This window comes from Phenylobacterium soli, from assembly GCF_003254475.1.
In the GTDB taxonomy this organism is placed as follows: Bacteria; Pseudomonadota; Alphaproteobacteria; order Caulobacterales; family Caulobacteraceae; genus Phenylobacterium; species Phenylobacterium soli.
The window spans coordinates 1,966,096-1,979,758 of record NZ_QFYQ01000001.1 but is presented as its reverse complement, the minus strand read 5'-3'; the positions used below and the strand labels follow the sequence as shown (position 1 = coordinate 1,979,758).

The 13,663-nt window shown below is 72.2% G+C and carries 12 protein-coding genes; 8 read left to right on the top strand and 4 right to left on the bottom strand.

Annotation, left to right across the window (positions count from 1 at the left end):
- Positions 1–2: 2 nt before the first annotated feature.
- From DJ017_RS09845 to DJ017_RS09830, 3 genes are all read right to left on the bottom strand, one after another.
- Positions 3–2,324, bottom strand: a complete 2,322-nt coding sequence (locus DJ017_RS09845; RefSeq protein WP_111528556.1) for a TonB-dependent receptor — start codon at positions 2,322–2,324, stop codon at positions 3–5.
- A 120-nt stretch (positions 2,325–2,444) separates the two neighbouring features.
- Positions 2,445–3,443, bottom strand: a complete 999-nt coding sequence (locus DJ017_RS09840; RefSeq protein ID WP_111528555.1) for a FecR family protein — start codon at positions 3,441–3,443, stop codon at positions 2,445–2,447.
- Positions 3,444–3,510: 67 nt separating this feature from the next.
- On the bottom strand, positions 3,511–4,026 hold the full coding sequence (locus DJ017_RS09830; protein ID WP_111528554.1) for an RNA polymerase sigma factor: 516 nt from the start codon (positions 4,024–4,026) through the stop codon (positions 3,511–3,513).
- Positions 4,027–4,184: 158 nt separating this feature from the next.
- On the opposite strand from DJ017_RS09830, the gene DJ017_RS09825 reads away from it, so the two are divergent.
- From DJ017_RS09825 to DJ017_RS09805, 5 genes are read left to right on the top strand one after another with little or no spacing between them, the layout of a single operon-like run.
- On the top strand, positions 4,185–4,826 hold the full coding sequence (locus DJ017_RS09825) for a thermostable hemolysin (protein WP_165830588.1): 642 nt from the start codon (positions 4,185–4,187) through the stop codon (positions 4,824–4,826).
- Positions 4,823–6,280, top strand: a complete 1,458-nt coding sequence (locus tag DJ017_RS09820) for an AMP-binding protein (RefSeq protein WP_111528552.1) — start codon at positions 4,823–4,825, stop codon at positions 6,278–6,280. Before DJ017_RS09825 ends, DJ017_RS09820 begins: the two co-directional genes overlap by 4 nt.
- An 8-nt stretch (positions 6,281–6,288) precedes the next feature.
- Complete coding sequence (locus DJ017_RS09815) at positions 6,289–6,960, top strand: TenA family transcriptional regulator (RefSeq protein ID WP_111528551.1); 672 nt, start codon at positions 6,289–6,291, stop codon at positions 6,958–6,960.
- A gap of 34 nt (positions 6,961–6,994) precedes the next feature.
- Positions 6,995–7,750 (top strand): SDR family NAD(P)-dependent oxidoreductase, encoded by a 756-nt coding sequence (locus tag DJ017_RS09810; protein ID WP_111528550.1) that lies wholly within the window; start codon positions 6,995–6,997, stop codon positions 7,748–7,750.
- 22 nt (positions 7,751–7,772) lie between these two features.
- The gene (locus DJ017_RS09805; RefSeq protein ID WP_111528549.1) at positions 7,773–8,435 is read left to right on the top strand and encodes a tetratricopeptide repeat protein; all 663 of its coding nucleotides are present in this window, start codon (positions 7,773–7,775) and stop codon (positions 8,433–8,435) included.
- Between the two features lie 17 nt (positions 8,436–8,452).
- On the opposite strand, the gene DJ017_RS09800 is transcribed toward DJ017_RS09805, so the two are convergent.
- A complete protein-coding gene (locus DJ017_RS09800) occupies positions 8,453–8,980 on the bottom strand; it encodes a hypothetical protein (RefSeq protein WP_111528548.1) in 528 nt (175 codons plus the stop codon).
- A 313-nt stretch (positions 8,981–9,293) separates the two neighbouring features.
- Here DJ017_RS09800 and DJ017_RS20330 point away from each other — a divergent pair, with 313 nt between their 5' ends.
- The 3 genes from DJ017_RS20330 (at position 9,294) to DJ017_RS09790 (ending at position 13,598) form a co-directional block, all read left to right on the top strand.
- A complete protein-coding gene (locus DJ017_RS20330) occupies positions 9,294–9,449 on the top strand; it encodes a hypothetical protein (protein WP_165830587.1) in 156 nt (51 codons plus the stop codon).
- A 79-nt stretch (positions 9,450–9,528) separates the two neighbouring features.
- Positions 9,529–11,835 carry a tetratricopeptide repeat protein gene (locus DJ017_RS09795; RefSeq protein WP_111528547.1) on the top strand — a complete coding sequence of 769 codons (2,307 nt, stop codon included), beginning with the start codon at positions 9,529–9,531 and terminating at the stop codon, positions 11,833–11,835.
- Entirely contained in the window at positions 11,832–13,598 is a 1,767-nt protein-coding gene (locus DJ017_RS09790; RefSeq protein ID WP_111528546.1) for a tetratricopeptide repeat protein, read from the top strand. Before DJ017_RS09795 ends, DJ017_RS09790 begins: the two co-directional genes overlap by 4 nt.
- The last annotated feature ends 65 nt before the right edge of the window (positions 13,599–13,663 follow it).

Here is a 13,663-nt window from a genome sequence, read left to right as displayed (position 1 = left end):
GCTCAGAAGCTCCGGCTCACCGAGAGGCCGATCGTGCGCGGCCGTTGGGGCGTGGTCTGGGGGACTTTCCGCAGAGAGAAGGGGTTGCCGTAGGCGAAGGTGTCGTCGCGGCTGTCGGCCACGTTCTCGCCGTAGAGTTCAACCCGCAGGTCGCCGGCCGCCAGCGCGAGCCCGAGCCTCAGATCGCCATACCCGCCCATCGCCGGCGCCGTCTGGGCGTCGATCGTCAGGTGCGAGCGGCCGACGTAGGCGTAGCGCGCAGTGGCCTCCAGATAGCCTCGCCCCGCGAGAGGACGGCGGTAGGCGCCCGCCACGCCGAACGCGAGCTTCGGAACCCCCGGCAGGCCCGCATCGCCTCTCGGCGCGAACCCGGGGTCGGGGCGGTTCAGCTCCGGCTCCTGCGCCGTCAGATTGGCGCTGAAGGTCCATTGCCCCCGGGCGTAGGCCGTCTCGAGCTCCGCGCCGCTGCTGCGTCCGTCGCCGATGTTGCCGGTGAACGGCAGGCCTGACGGCAGAAGAAGATCGGCCTGGATGTCGCGCCAGGATGCATGGAAGACCGCAGCGCGCATGCGCCAGTTCGGCGAAGGCTGCCACCGCAGGCCCGCCTCGTAGCTCCACAGCTCGTCCCCGACGTAGCGGCGCAGGGGCTGCGCCGCGCCGGCGCCCGCGCCGAACGCCTGTCCGATCGGGCCGCTGGTGTTGAAGCCGCCGGAGCGATAGCCCTCCGCCGCCTGCACATAGAGGCCGAGGCTGGGCGCGGCGGCATAGGCGGCCACCAGCTTGGGGGCGAAGCCTGAGTCTGAGGTCTTGCCGTCGAAGTCCCTGGAGGCGGTTCCCAGCCTGACGTGCGATCGCGTGCGCACGCTGGAGCTGAACAGCCGTCCGCCGGCCGTCAGGGTCAGTCGCCGGCCGAGCGCGTAGGAAGCCTCGCCGAACAGGGCCGTCTCAAGCAGTCGGTCGCGCCGGGTCTCGTCGTAGCCGATCCCCCCCTTTGCCCCGAACAGCGTCCCGGAAAGATCCTGCTGGCCGAACGCGGCGAAGGCGCCGGCCAGCCACTGCAGCGGCCCTTGTCCGCGCGAGGTCACGCGCGCCTCGTTGACCAGGCCCTTGATGTCGTTGTCGTCGTCGTAGATCGCCGGCGCATCCCCGCCCGGCGCCAGGGCCGCGGGCGCAAGCGAAGCGTCGTAGCGGCTGGCGACGTCGTGCTCGAGGACGCCAGTGGTGACCGTCACATCGGCGAGGCGCGCCGCCCAGCGGAGCGTCAGGTCGGCAGCCAGGAAGTCATTGTCGTGCGGCTCCGGATTCGGGGTCGATCGGGCGAAGGTTCCGAGCCCGGGCTGGGCGTAGTGCGTGTCCGCCGAATTGATCGACTGCTGCACGACGGAAGCCGTCAGGGTGAGGTCCGGCTGCGCCTCCCACAGGGCGGAGGCCCTCAGGCCGTGGCGACGCGTGCGGTCGGCGTCGGTCCGGCCGGCGCCGCGATTGTCCACATAGCCGCCGACCGATTCCCACCAGCCGACCAGGCGGACGGCGCCGCGGCCTTCGGCCAAGGGCTGGTTGACCATGCCCTCGCCGCCGTAGCTCACCCCTCCGTCGCGGGTCGTCTCGGCGAAGCCCGCGACCCTGCCGTCGCGCATCAGCGGGTCGGGCGCGCGGGTGACCACGTGCAGCACGCCGCCGATCGAGCCCGAGCCGTAGAGCGATCCCTGCGGCCCGCGCAGGACCTCCACGCGCGCCACGTCCACCCATTTGAGGTCCGGATCCGGGGCGTTGTAGGTGAGCCTGAGCTCGTCCAGGTAGATGCCGACGGTGGACTGGGTGTGGCCGGTGAGCGGCCCGTCGGAGAGTCCGCGCAGGAGCAGCTTGTCGCGCCCGGGCCCGAGGTTCGTCACCGTCACCCCGGCGGCCACGGCCGGCAGGTCGCCGCTGCCTCGCACCCCGTCCCGCTCCAGGTCGTCGGCTGTGAGCGCCGTCAGGGCGTAGGGCACGCTGCGCAGGTCGACCTCGCGCTTGGTGGCCGTGACGACCAGCTCGGCGAGCGCCGCGGACGGCGGGGCGGGCGGCTCGGCCGGCGGCAGGCGGGGCGCGGGCCTCGGCGCCTGCTCCGCCTCGATCGCGATCGTGCGAGAATCGAGCCGGACTGCCCGGCAGCCGGAATCCCTGAGGATCCGCTCAAGCGCCTGGGTCGCGGTCATCAGCCCGATGGCCGAGGCCCGGCCCGCGCACTGGAGGCTGGCGGGAAAGCCGATCGACAGGCCGCTCTGGCGGGCGAGCGCCAGCAGGGCCGCCTTGCGCGGCTGGAGCGGGATCTGCAGTTGCAGCATGGCCTCGGCGGCCTGAGCCGCACCCGCCGAGGCGACCAGCAGGCCCGCCGATGCGGCCGCCGTCCAGGCGCGCCGCCGCCGTTTCGATACGCCCAGACTCGCCTCCCTCGCTCACCGCCCTCAGGGCTGAGTCGGACGCAAGCCTATCCGATAGACATCGCCGTCACGAACCGCGCTCACCGGCAGGAAGCCGGCCAGACGTCGGACCATGGCGTCTTCGGTGTCGAGGTCGATCACAGCGCTGAGCCGCAGGTTGCGCGCCTCGGGGGCGACGACGATCGGCGCGGCCACATAGCGGTTGAGGTCAGCCGCCACGTCCTCCAGCCGGGCGTCTTCGTAGACCAGCCGGCCCTGGGTCCAGGCGAAGGCCTTGTCGGGATCGACGGCGCCGACGCGGTCGCCCGCCGCGCCTTCCGTGTGCTCCAGCCGCTGGCCGCGGGTCAGCCGCGCGATGGGCGGACCGGCGGCGTCCGCCTGGGCGGCGCGCACCTCGACCACGCCGCGACGGACGCTGACGCTCACCTGGCCGCCGTGCCTCAGGACGTCGAACTCCGTCCCGACCACGCGAATGCGGCGATCGCCAGCCGCGATGATGAACGGTCGCGAGGGATCGTGGGTCACGTCAAAGGCGGCCTCCGCGTCGGCCATTTCGACCCGGCGCTCATGCCGGCCGAGGGCGACGGAGATCTTCGAGCCGCTGTTCAGCCTCACGTGCGTGCCGTCCGCGAGCGTGATCTCCCGGGTGGCGCCCTTCGCCGTCTCGTAGGTGACCGGCGCCGGTCCGCCGAAGTCGCCGACGTTCAGCGCCACGCCGGCGGCGATGGCCAGGGAGGCGGCGATGGCCGCCGGCCAGGCCCAGCGCGGCGGTCCACGGCGCGCGGCCACGCGGGGCTTGAGGGTGACGATCTCGGCCGGCTGGGCCGGCGCGTCGTCCAGTTCGCTCCACAGGGCATCGACCTCGGCGTAGGCCGCGGCGTGCTCGGAGCTCTCGTCCAACCAGGCCTCGAAGGCCTGCCAGTCGGCCTCCTCCGCGGCGTCGGACTGCAGACGCACGTGCCACTCCACCGCCCGTTCGCGGGCGGCGGGGCTGACGGCGCCGAGGTCTGACGTGCGGGTCATGCCGAAAACTGTTGCTCCTCAGACCGTGACGACGCCGAGCAGGCAAACCCGCAAATGAATCGCAGAGTCATGCGCCCACCTTGCCCATCAGGTGCTTGAGCGCTGTCATGATGTACTTCTCGACGGCGCTCCGTGAGACGCCCATCTCGGCCGCCACCTCGCCGTGGGTGAGCCCATCGAACTTGTGGCGCCGGAAGGCGGTTGCCACCGGCTTGGGAAGATCGTCCAGCGCCTTCACAAGTTGTGCGAGCCTCTGGCGAGCGGCCACCGCGTCGTCGGCCGGCGGCTCCTCGGCGACGCCCTCCGGCCCGTCTCCGGCCATCGTGCGACCATAGCCCGCATCGCGCGCGGCCTGGCGGCGCGCCGACTTCATGCGGTCGAGCATCAGGTTCGAGCCGATCCGGTAGAGGTACGCCTCCGGGCTGCGGAGGTCGTCGGGCGCCGGGCCCGAGGTGATCTTCAGATAGAGGTCCTGAACGATGTCCTCGCCCGTCGGGACCGATCCGGTCCGCTTGGCGAAGAACCGGACGAGGTCGGCGCGCTTGCGCATGTAGGCGTCGATCAGCGCCTGCGGATCGGCCATGGCGGTTGCGCGCGGTCCCCGGAAAACGTGAAGGCGAATGTCCGCAGAACCGCGCCGCTCCGCAACTACGGACCTTCCCGCATCCGCCGAAATTTTTGAGGAGCCGCCAAGGCCGCGTCGTCAGCGCATCGGGGGGACGATGTGACGTGGAGGTCCGATTGGGCGAGCCCCTATCCCTGGACGATCTGACGGATGAGACGCCACCCTGGCGCTTCGGCCGACTCGACATTCTCAACGGCGATCGCCCAGGTCGGGCGGGCCTGGAGCGGTTCATCGAGGCCCGCTATCGGCAGGCGTTCGGCGCCCGCCTCGCAGCGCACTACCCCATCCTCGTGGCCGTGAACGGCGCGGACGGCGCGCCCCGGGCGGCGGCCGGCGTGCGCTTCGCCGAGGCCGGACCGCTTTTCCTGGAAAGCTATCTCGACGCGGTCATCGAGCAGGCCGTGGGCGCCCCGCGCACGGCGATCGTCGAGATCGGCTCCCTCGCGTCGGTGAGCGCGCCGGCGACCCTCGACCTGCTGAGCGCCCTGGCGAGCTGGCTTGGCGGCCCCTGCGGGCGGCGGTTCGCGGTGGCCACCCTGCGACCCGACCTCGCCCGTCTGCTCGACCGGGCCGGCTTCGGCCTGCGCCCCATCGCGGCCGCGGATCCCGCTCGCCTCGGCGAGACGGCGCGCTCTTGGGGCGACTACTACCAAGCCGCGCCCCAGGTGTTCGCCGGCGCGATCGGCTCGCCCCCGACGCTGGGCCGTTTGGCCCTGCGCAGGGCGGCGGCCGCAGACGTCCGGGCGGTGACGCCATGAGCAAGGTCCTTGAGGCCCTCGCCCGCCATGCGGCGGAACGGCCGCACGCGACAGCCCTGGTCGGCGAAGGCCGGGCGATCACCTACGCCCAGCTTGAGCGCAAGGTGCGACGCACCGCCGAGTGGCTGGAGGAGCGCCTCTCCGACGCCGCGCCTGGCGCGCCTGTGGCCATCGCCCTCGACAACGGTCCGGCCTGGGTGGTCCTCGACCTGGCTCTGATCCGGCTGGGGCGCCCCAGCCTGCCGCTGCCGCCGTTCTTCACGCCGGACCAGGTCCAGCACGCGCTGCGCGACGCCGGCGCCTGCGCCATCCTCCGGCCTCCGGCCGGCGCCCTCGACCCCGCGGCGGAGATCGCCGGCGCGCCGGTCGCGGCGCGGCGGCTGGGCCTACTCCCACGGCCGCTGCACGCCGGGACCGCGAAGATCACCTACACCTCGGGCTCGACCGGCCGGCCCAAGGGCGTCTGCCTGTCCCAGGCCCAGCTCGAAGCCGTCGCGGCCTCGATCGTCGAGGTCATCGGCGCGCCCTTCGCGGATCGGCACATGGCGGTCCTGCCACTCGGGGTCCTGCTGGAGAACGTCGCCGGCCTCTACCCCGTGCTGCTGGCGGGCGGCTGCTACCAGGCCCTGCCGCTCGCCGAGATCGGCTTCGCCCCCGGCCAACGGCCCGACATCGGCCGCCTGATCGACGTCGTGGAGCGTGACGGCGTCACCAGCCTGATCCTCGTTCCCGAGCTACTGCGCGGCCTCGTGCTCTGGCTCGGCTTCAGCGGGCGGCGCCTGCCGAACCTGCGCCTCGTGGCGGTGGGCGGCGCGAGGGTCTCTTCCAAGCTCATCGCCGGGGCCCGCGCCGTGGGCGTTCCCGCCTACGAGGGTTACGGCCTGAGCGAGTGCGGTTCGGTCGTCGCCCTCAATACCCCCTGGGCCGATCGGACGGGCACGGCCGGCCGCGTCCTGCCGCACCTCGAGGTCCGCCTCGAGGCCGACGGAGAGCTGGTCGCTGGACCGCGGCCCTTCCTGGGCTATGTGGGCGGTCCGCGGCAGGACGGGCCGGTTCACACCGGCGATCTCTGCACGATGGACGCGGACGGCTACGTCTCCGTGGTCGGCCGCAAGTCAAACGTGCTGATCACCTCCTTCGGGCGCAACGTCTCGCCCGAGTGGGTGGAGAGCGAGCTGCTCGCCCAGCCGGAGATCGCCCAGTCCATCGTCTTCGGCGACGGCGCGCCCGAGCTCTGCGCCCTCCTCGTGCCCTCGACGCCGGCGGTGACGCCCGACGACCTCGAGGCGGCCGTGGCCCGCGCCAACGCCGCCCTACCCTCCTACGCCCGGATCGGGCGGTGGCGGCTGCGGCCGCCGCTCGACCCCCTGGCCGACGAGGTGACCGCCAACGGGCGGCCGAGACGCGCGACTCTGCGCGAGACCCACCGCGATTTCATCGAAGCCGAGAGCTGATCCCACCCATGTCGTTCTTCGAAGTCCTGGCGCGCGAGACCGCCGCCGAACGAAACCTGCTGTTCACCGTGCCTCAGATCCTGGACGGGCTGCAGGGCAAGATCTCCCGCGAGACCTACGTGCTCTATCTCGCGCAGGCCTATCACCACGTGAGCCACACCGTGCCTCTGCTCCGGCTCGCCGCGCGCGAGATGGACGACAGCCGGGCCCGTTTCCGGGACGCCCTCCTCGAGTACGTCGAGGAGGAGACCGGCCACGAGCAGTGGATCCTGCGCGACATCGCCAACGCCGGCGGCGACGCCGAGGCGGTGCGCGCCTCCGGGCCGGCGCCGCAGACCGCAGCCATGGTCGCCTACGCCTACGACTATGTGAGCCATGTGAACCCGATGGGGCTCTTCGGGATGATCTTCGTGCTCGAGGGGACGAGCATCGCCCTGGCCACGAGCGGCGCCTCGGCGGTCGCGGAGTCCCTGGGCCTCGGCCCGGAATGTTTCTCCTATCTCACCTCACACGGATCGCTCGACCAGCAGCACATGGCCTTCTTCGCCGAGCTCATGGGCCAGGTGGACGACGCGGCCGACCAGGCGGCGGTCATCGAGGTCGCGAGGAACGTCTTCCGGCTGTTCGCGGACATGTTCCGCGCCATCCCGCACGAACGGAGCATCGCCCATGTCGCCTAAGAGCAGCTCGCCTAAGAACAGGTCGCCCGAAAACATGTCTCTTGAGAGCAAGCGCGTCCTGATCACCGGCGGCTCCGGCGAACTGGGCTCGCGCATCGCCCTGCTGCTCGACGCCGAGGGCGCGAAGGTCACGGTCATGGACCGCCAGCCGCCGCGCAACCTGCCGGTCGATTTTCTGCGCTGCGATCTCGCCTCGGCCGAAGGGTTGGAGGAGGCCGCCCTGCAGCTCGACGACCGCCCGGTCGACATCCTCGTGAACCTCGCCGGGGTGCAGCACTTCGGGCCGGTCGAGAGCCAGACCCCGGCGCATCTGCAGACCACCTACATGGTCAACCTGGTGGCGCCGGTTCGGCTCACCCAGGCGGTGCTGCCGGGGATGCGGGCGCGCGGCTCGGGCCAGATCGTCAATGTCGGCTCGATCTTCGGCTCCATCAACTTCGCCCACTTCGCCACCTACTCGAGCTCCAAGGCGGGCCTGCGCGGCTTCAGCCAGGCGCTCCGCCGCGAGGTGGCCGGCAGCGGGATCGACGTGACCTACATCGCGCCCCGCGCCGTCAAGACCGGCTTCAACAGCCCCAAGGTGCTGGAGTTCGCGGCCCGCACGAAGATGGCCATGGACGATCCGGACAAGATCGCCGGCCGCATCGTCGAGTCCATCGCCGGCCGACGGGGCGACGTCTACCTGGGCTTCCCAGAAGCCGTCTTCGTCCGTCTGAACGCCCTGGCGCCTGGTCTCGTGGACCGCGCCCTGGCCGCGGGCGACCGCGAAGTCGCCAAGCTTTTCGCCTGATATTCCAAGGATCTGTATCGAAATGCGAAAGTACCTGATGCTGGCCGCCGCGGCGGCCGCCTTCCTCGCCTGCGGCGCGGCCGCGGCGAGCGACAACCCCGCCCTGGACGCCAAGGTCGGCGGGCTGGCCCGGACCTGGGACCACCTGAACTACCAGGTCCCGCAGAGCGCCCGCGCCGCCCAGGCTGACGCCCTCGCCCAAGAGGCCGACGCGGTCGCGCGACAGTTCCCCGGCCGCGCCGAACCCCTCGTCTGGAAAGCCATCGCGCTCTCGACCGAGGCGGGCGCGAAGGGCGGCATGGGCGCGCTGGGGCTGGTCAAGTCGGCCAAGGCCACGCTCGAACAGGCTGAGAAGCTCAACCCGAACGCGCTTGGCGACGGCTCGGTCTACACCAGCCTGGGCTCGCTCTATTACCAGGTGCCCGGCTTCCCGATCGGCTTCGGCGACAAGGCCAAGGCCGGCGCCTATCTGCACAAGGCGCTGGCGGTGAACCCGAACGGGCTCGACCCCAACTACTTCCTCGGCGACATGCTGCTGCGCCAGGGCGACTACGCCGGCGCCGAGAAGGCGCTGCAGAAGGCGCTCGCGGCGCCCCCGCGCCCCGGCCGCGAGGTCGCCGACCAGGGCCGCAAGGCCGAGGCCCTGGCCCTGCTCGCCAAGGCCAAGGCCAAGGCCGGCGGCTGAGGCCCAGGTCCTCGCTTTCAGAACGCCAGGAAGGCCAGGGGGATGACCGCGCCGATGGCCAGCAGAGCCCAGGCGAGCTTGCGCTGACGCGACTGGGTCACCGCGATCCAGACGCCCAGCAGCCCGGACAGGGTGAGGCCCACCGCGCTGGCGGCGAAGAACCACTTCACGAGCCGCGTGCCGAGGCTGGGCCCGCGGCGGGCCGCCTGGGCCGCAGGCTGCGCCTGGGGCGCGGCGGTTGCAGTCGGCGCACCCGGCGCGCCCGGCCCAGCCGCCGGTCGCGCAGCGTTGCGCCGCGGCGGCTCGGCGAAGCGCTGGTGGATGTGCACCTGGGCGAGCTTCTCGACGAGCGGCGCGGGCTTGTAGCCGCCGCCGTCCCGGCTCGCCTCGTGGAGGCCGAGCACCTGCACCGCCCCGGTGACCGCGAAGAAGATGATGGCCGGCGCGAACAGGACCGCCAGATAGAGGTGCAGATCGCGCAGCAGACGCGGATTGATCCGGCGCGCTGGCGCGCGGTTGCGTGCGGCTTGAGCCGTGGCGGTCACTCGTGAACTCCTTGGATGGACGCCGGCGGAATCGACTTCCGTGGTGGTCCTTACACGCGCCAGCGTTTCAGAACCGTCGTTGATCTGGATCTGGGCGCGCGATCCCGCTTCCTCGCATTGCGCCCGATCGCCGCCGCGGCGGCAAAACGGCGGTTTCCCCCATGATGAGTAACACAAACCGTCTCGGCTCGGGCCGCGCACCCAGACTGAGTACCCACCCGCATTGAGGCTCTGCTGCAGCGCACATATCTCGGGCTTGCAGCGCAGCGGGGACGGGCCGGGTGCGCTGCGACGATGAACAGGGCCTAACGCCATGACTCATTTCGACCTTTACCGGCCCCACGATGGGCTGGACGACGAGCCGGACGGCCGGCGACTGAACCTGACGCGGCTTGCCACGCTGCTCGGCGCGATGATGCTCGCCGGCTCGTTCTGGTGGTTCCTCGGCCGCATCCTGCTGCGCATCTGACGGCGCTTTCGCCGTCGTCTCCGACATTTCCCAGGTGCTAGTCTGACCGTCGGAGTCGCTTCACGGCGCGGCGGGGGACATGGGCGCGGACGGACACGAGGCGGAGGGCCTGCGGGGGCGGCTGCAGGAGGCGGTCGGCTTCCATCAGCAGTGCGATTTCGCCCGCGCCGAACAGGCCTATGCCGCGATCCTCGTCGACGCGCCGGAGCAGTTCGACGCCCTGCACCTGTCGGGCGTCCTTCTCCTCCAGACGGGCCGCACCGAAGCCGGCGTCGCGCGGATCGCCCAGGCCGTCCGCGCCAAGCCCGAGGTCGCCGCAGCTCACGCCAATCTGGCCATGGGCCTGATGCAGCTCGGGCGATCGTCCGAGGCCTTGGCCGCCCTCGATCGCGCGCTCGCCTTGCAGTCGGATGCGGCCGCCACTCACAACAGCCGAGGCAACGCCCTGGCCGACCTTGGCCGACGTGCCGAAGCCCTTGAGGCCTACGATGAGGCGCTGCGCCTCGATCCCGGGTACGTCGAAGCCCACAGCAACCGCGGCGCGGCCCTGGTGGACCTCGGCCGCCCCGCCGAAGGGCTCGTGAGCCTCGACCAGGCGTTGGCGCTGCGCGCCGACTTCGCCCCGGCCCACAATGCGCGCGGCGCCGCCCTGGCGGCGCTCGGCCGTCCCGCCGAGGCCCTGGCGAGCTTGGAGCGCGCCCTCGCCCTGCAACCCGACCACCTGGAGGCGCAGCGCAACCGCGCCTCCGCCCTGCTGAAGCTGGGCCGTTCCGGCGAGGCCCTCTCCGCCCTCGACGGCGTCCTGGCTCTCGCGCCTGAGACGGCGGAGACCCTCAACGACCGCGGCGCAGCCCTGCGCGCCTTGAAGCGTCCTGAAGAAGCCCTCGCCGCCTTCGACCGCGCCCTCGCCCTGCGGCCCGGACTCGCCGAGGTGCTGGCCAACCGCGCTGCGGCCCTGCGTGACCTGAAGCGTCCCGCGGAGGCCCTGGCGGCTTGCGAGGCGGCGCTGGCGGCGCGGCCGGATTTCGCCGAGGCGCTGCACCATCGCGGCCTGGCGCTCGCCGACCTCAAGAGGCCGCAGGAAGCGCTGGCCAGCTTCGAGCGGGCGCTCACCATCGAGCCCGGCTTCGTCGACGCGCTCAGCAACCGCGGCACGGCCCTCTTCGAACTGAAGCGCTGGCCCGAGGCCTTGGCGAGCTACGACGCCGCCCTGGCGATCGACGAGGCCCACGCCGAGGCTCACAACAACCGCGGCTTCGTCCTCCTCGCCCTCAATCGCGTCGAGGAAGCCCTGGGCGAGTTCGATCGCGCCATCGCGCTCCAGCCCGACTACGCCATGGCGCACATCAACCGGGGCAACGCCCTGCTGGCGCTCGGCCGGTTCGAGGCGTCCCTCGCGAGCTATGACGCCGCGGTGGCGCTCGACGGCCAGGGCGGCTCCGCCCAGTGGAACCGCGGCCTCGTCCTGCTGATGCTCGGACGCTGGCGCGAAGGCTTCGAGCTCTACGAGTGGCGCAAGCGCAAGGACGATCCGATCGCGGTGAACCAGGGGCCGGAGCCTGACTGGACGGGCGCCGAGCCGATCGCCGGCAAGCGGATCCTGGTCCGCTGGGAACAGGGTTTGGGCGACACGATCCAGTTCTGCCGACACGCGATGAAGCTCGCCGAGCGGGGCGCCGAGGTCAGCCTTTCGGTACAGGCGCCGCTGCAACGCCTGCTCCGGCAGCTCGAGCCGGCAGTCCGCATCCTCGGCCCGGACGAGAGCGTGGCGGCCGACTACCGGTGCGCCCTCGTGAGCCTCCCGCTCGCCATGGAGCTGACCGGCCCCGGCGAGCTGGCGGCGCCGTCCTATCTCGTCGCGGATCCTGCCCTGGCGAGCTCATGGGAGGCGCGGCTCGGCGCCCGCAAGCGCCCACGCATCGGCCTCGTCTGGAGCGGCAGCACCGTCCACAAGAACGACCACAACCGATCCCTGAGGCTGGAGCAGCTGACGACCCTGCTCGCGGCCGACGCGGACTGGGTCTGCCTGCAGAAGGAGTTCCGGCCCGGCGACGCCGAGCGCCTCGCGGCCCTGCCGAACCTGCGCCATTTCGCGGGCGAACTCGGCGACTTCGCCGACACCGCGGCCCTGATCGACCGCCTCGACCTGGTCATTTCGGTCGACACCAGCGTGGCGCACCTTGCAGGCGCCCTTGGCAAGCCGGTGTGGATCCTGCTGCCCTTTCCGCCCGACTGGCGGTGGACGGCCGCCGGCGAGACGACCGGGTGGTATCCGAGCGCCCGCCTGTTCCGCCAGCCTGCCGCCGGGGCCTGGGATCCGGTGATCGACGAGGTCTCCCGCGCCCTCGCCCGCACCTTGGCCGAAAGCCCTCTCGCCCGCTCATGACGCCCGCCAAGATCGCCGAGACGCTGGAACGGGCCATGACGCTCCACCGCCAGGGCGACCTGGACGCCGCGGACAAGCTCTACAAGCGCATCCTGCTCACGCGGCCTGGCCATGCCGACGCCCTGCATCTTTCCGGCGTGGTGGCGCTGCAGACCGGGCGCGCGGAGCGTGGCGTGCAGCTGATCCGCAAGGCGGCGGCGATCCAGCCCGGGCACGCGCCGACCCACAGCAACCTGGCCGGCGGCCTGCGCCAGCTCGGCGAACTGGAGGCGGCCCTGGCGGCCTGCGACCGGGCCCTCGCGCTCCAGCCGGACTTCCTCGACGCCTTGACCAAGCGCGCCGAGATCCTCCGCGACCTTGGCCGCGGCCCCGAGGCGCTGGAAGCCGCCCGCGGCCTGGTCGAGCGCCTGCCGGAAGAGGCGGCCGCCCACGGCCTGCTCGGCAGCGTCCTGATGGACCTCGGCCGCGCCGCAGAGGCCCTGCCCGCGATCGACCGCGCACTCGCCCTGGCGCCGGACGACGCAGCCCTGCTCAACGAACGGGGGAACGCCCTGGCCGCGCTTCGCCGCGCCCGCGAGGCCCTGGCCGCCTATGATCGCGTCATCGCCCTCGAACCGGGGCTGGCTCAGGTCCACAACAACCGCGGCAACGCTCTCGTCCTTTTGAACCGGCCCGGCGAAGCCCTGCCGGCCTACGCCCGCGCCGCCGAGCTCGCGCCGGCGGACCCTCAGCCGCTCCTCAACAGGGCGGCCGCGCTCGCCTTGCTGGACCGCCGAGAGGAGGCGCTGACGAGCTTCGAGCGCGCCGAGGCCCTGGCGCCGGGCGACCCCACCGTGCTCTGGAACAAGAGCCTGCTCCTCCTCCAGCTCGGCCGCCTCGTCGACGGCTTCGCGCTCTACGAGGCCCGCAAGCGCACGCGCGAGCCCGCCGGCTCGGCGTTCGCCGACCGGCCGGCCTGGCTCGGTGACGGCGACATCGCCGGCAAGACGCTGCTGCTGCATGCCGAGCAGGGCCTCGGCGACACCCTCCAGTTCTGCCGCTATACCCCGCTCGCCCGGGCGCGCGGGGCCAAGGTCGTGCTGCGCGTCCAGCCGCCGCTGAAGCGGCTCCTGCAAGGCCTCGACCCGGCGATCGCCGTGATCGGCGAGGACGAGGCGGTCCCCGACTTCGACATCCATTGTCCGCTGCTCAGCCTGCCGCTGGCGTTCGGCACGGACCTGACCTCGATCCCCGCCGACATTCCCTACCTGACCCCAGAGCCGCAGCTCGTGGCGGCCTGGCGCGATCGGCTGGGACCAGGCGCCCGACGCATCGGCCTCGCCTGGCGCGGCGCGCCCGGGCACAGGAACGACCACAATCGCTCCCTGTCGCTCGAGGCCCTGGCGCCCCTGTTCGCGCTGTCAGGCGAATGGATCAGCCTGCAGCGGGACCTCACGCCGGAAGAGGCTGATCGGCTGGCGTCGCTAGGCGTGCGCGCAATGGGCGACGAGCTCGCCGACTTCGCCGACACCGCGGCGCTGGTCGCCAGCCTCGACCTCGTGATCAGCGTCGACACCAGCCTGGCCCACCTGGCCGGAGCGCTCGGCGCGCCGGTGTGGGTGTTTCTGCCGGCCAATCCCGATTGGCGCTGGCTGTTCGGGCGCGCGGACAGCCCCTGGTATCCCTCGGCCCGTCTGTTCCGGCAGCGGAGCCTCGGGGACTGGACGGTTCCCATGGCGGAGGTCGCCCAAGCGCTCGCACAGGACACGATTGCGTCAACTTGACGCGCCGTCACCCTGCCACGCTTGATATCGCGGCTCTCGGACCGCACCTGTCGAACCCAGGCAAG

Coding starts and splice junctions, on each gene's coding strand:
- DJ017_RS09845 (WP_111528556.1), bottom strand. CDS start 2,324: ATGCTGCAACTGCAGATCCCGCTCCAGCCGCGCAAGGCGGCCCTGCTG.
- DJ017_RS09840 (WP_111528555.1), bottom strand. CDS start 3,443: ATGACCCGCACGTCAGACCTCGGCGCCGTCAGCCCCGCCGCCCGCGAA.
- DJ017_RS09830 (WP_111528554.1), bottom strand. CDS start 4,026: ATGGCCGATCCGCAGGCGCTGATCGACGCCTACATGCGCAAGCGCGCC.
- DJ017_RS09820 (WP_111528552.1), top strand. CDS start 4,823: ATGAGCAAGGTCCTTGAGGCCCTCGCCCGCCATGCGGCGGAACGGCCG.
- DJ017_RS09815 (WP_111528551.1), top strand. CDS start 6,289: ATGTCGTTCTTCGAAGTCCTGGCGCGCGAGACCGCCGCCGAACGAAAC.
- DJ017_RS09810 (WP_111528550.1), top strand. CDS start 6,995: ATGTCTCTTGAGAGCAAGCGCGTCCTGATCACCGGCGGCTCCGGCGAA.
- DJ017_RS09805 (WP_111528549.1), top strand. CDS start 7,773: ATGCGAAAGTACCTGATGCTGGCCGCCGCGGCGGCCGCCTTCCTCGCC.
- DJ017_RS20330 (WP_165830587.1), top strand. CDS start 9,294: ATGACTCATTTCGACCTTTACCGGCCCCACGATGGGCTGGACGACGAG.
- DJ017_RS09795 (WP_111528547.1), top strand. CDS start 9,529: ATGGGCGCGGACGGACACGAGGCGGAGGGCCTGCGGGGGCGGCTGCAG.
- DJ017_RS09790 (WP_111528546.1), top strand. CDS start 11,832: ATGACGCCCGCCAAGATCGCCGAGACGCTGGAACGGGCCATGACGCTC.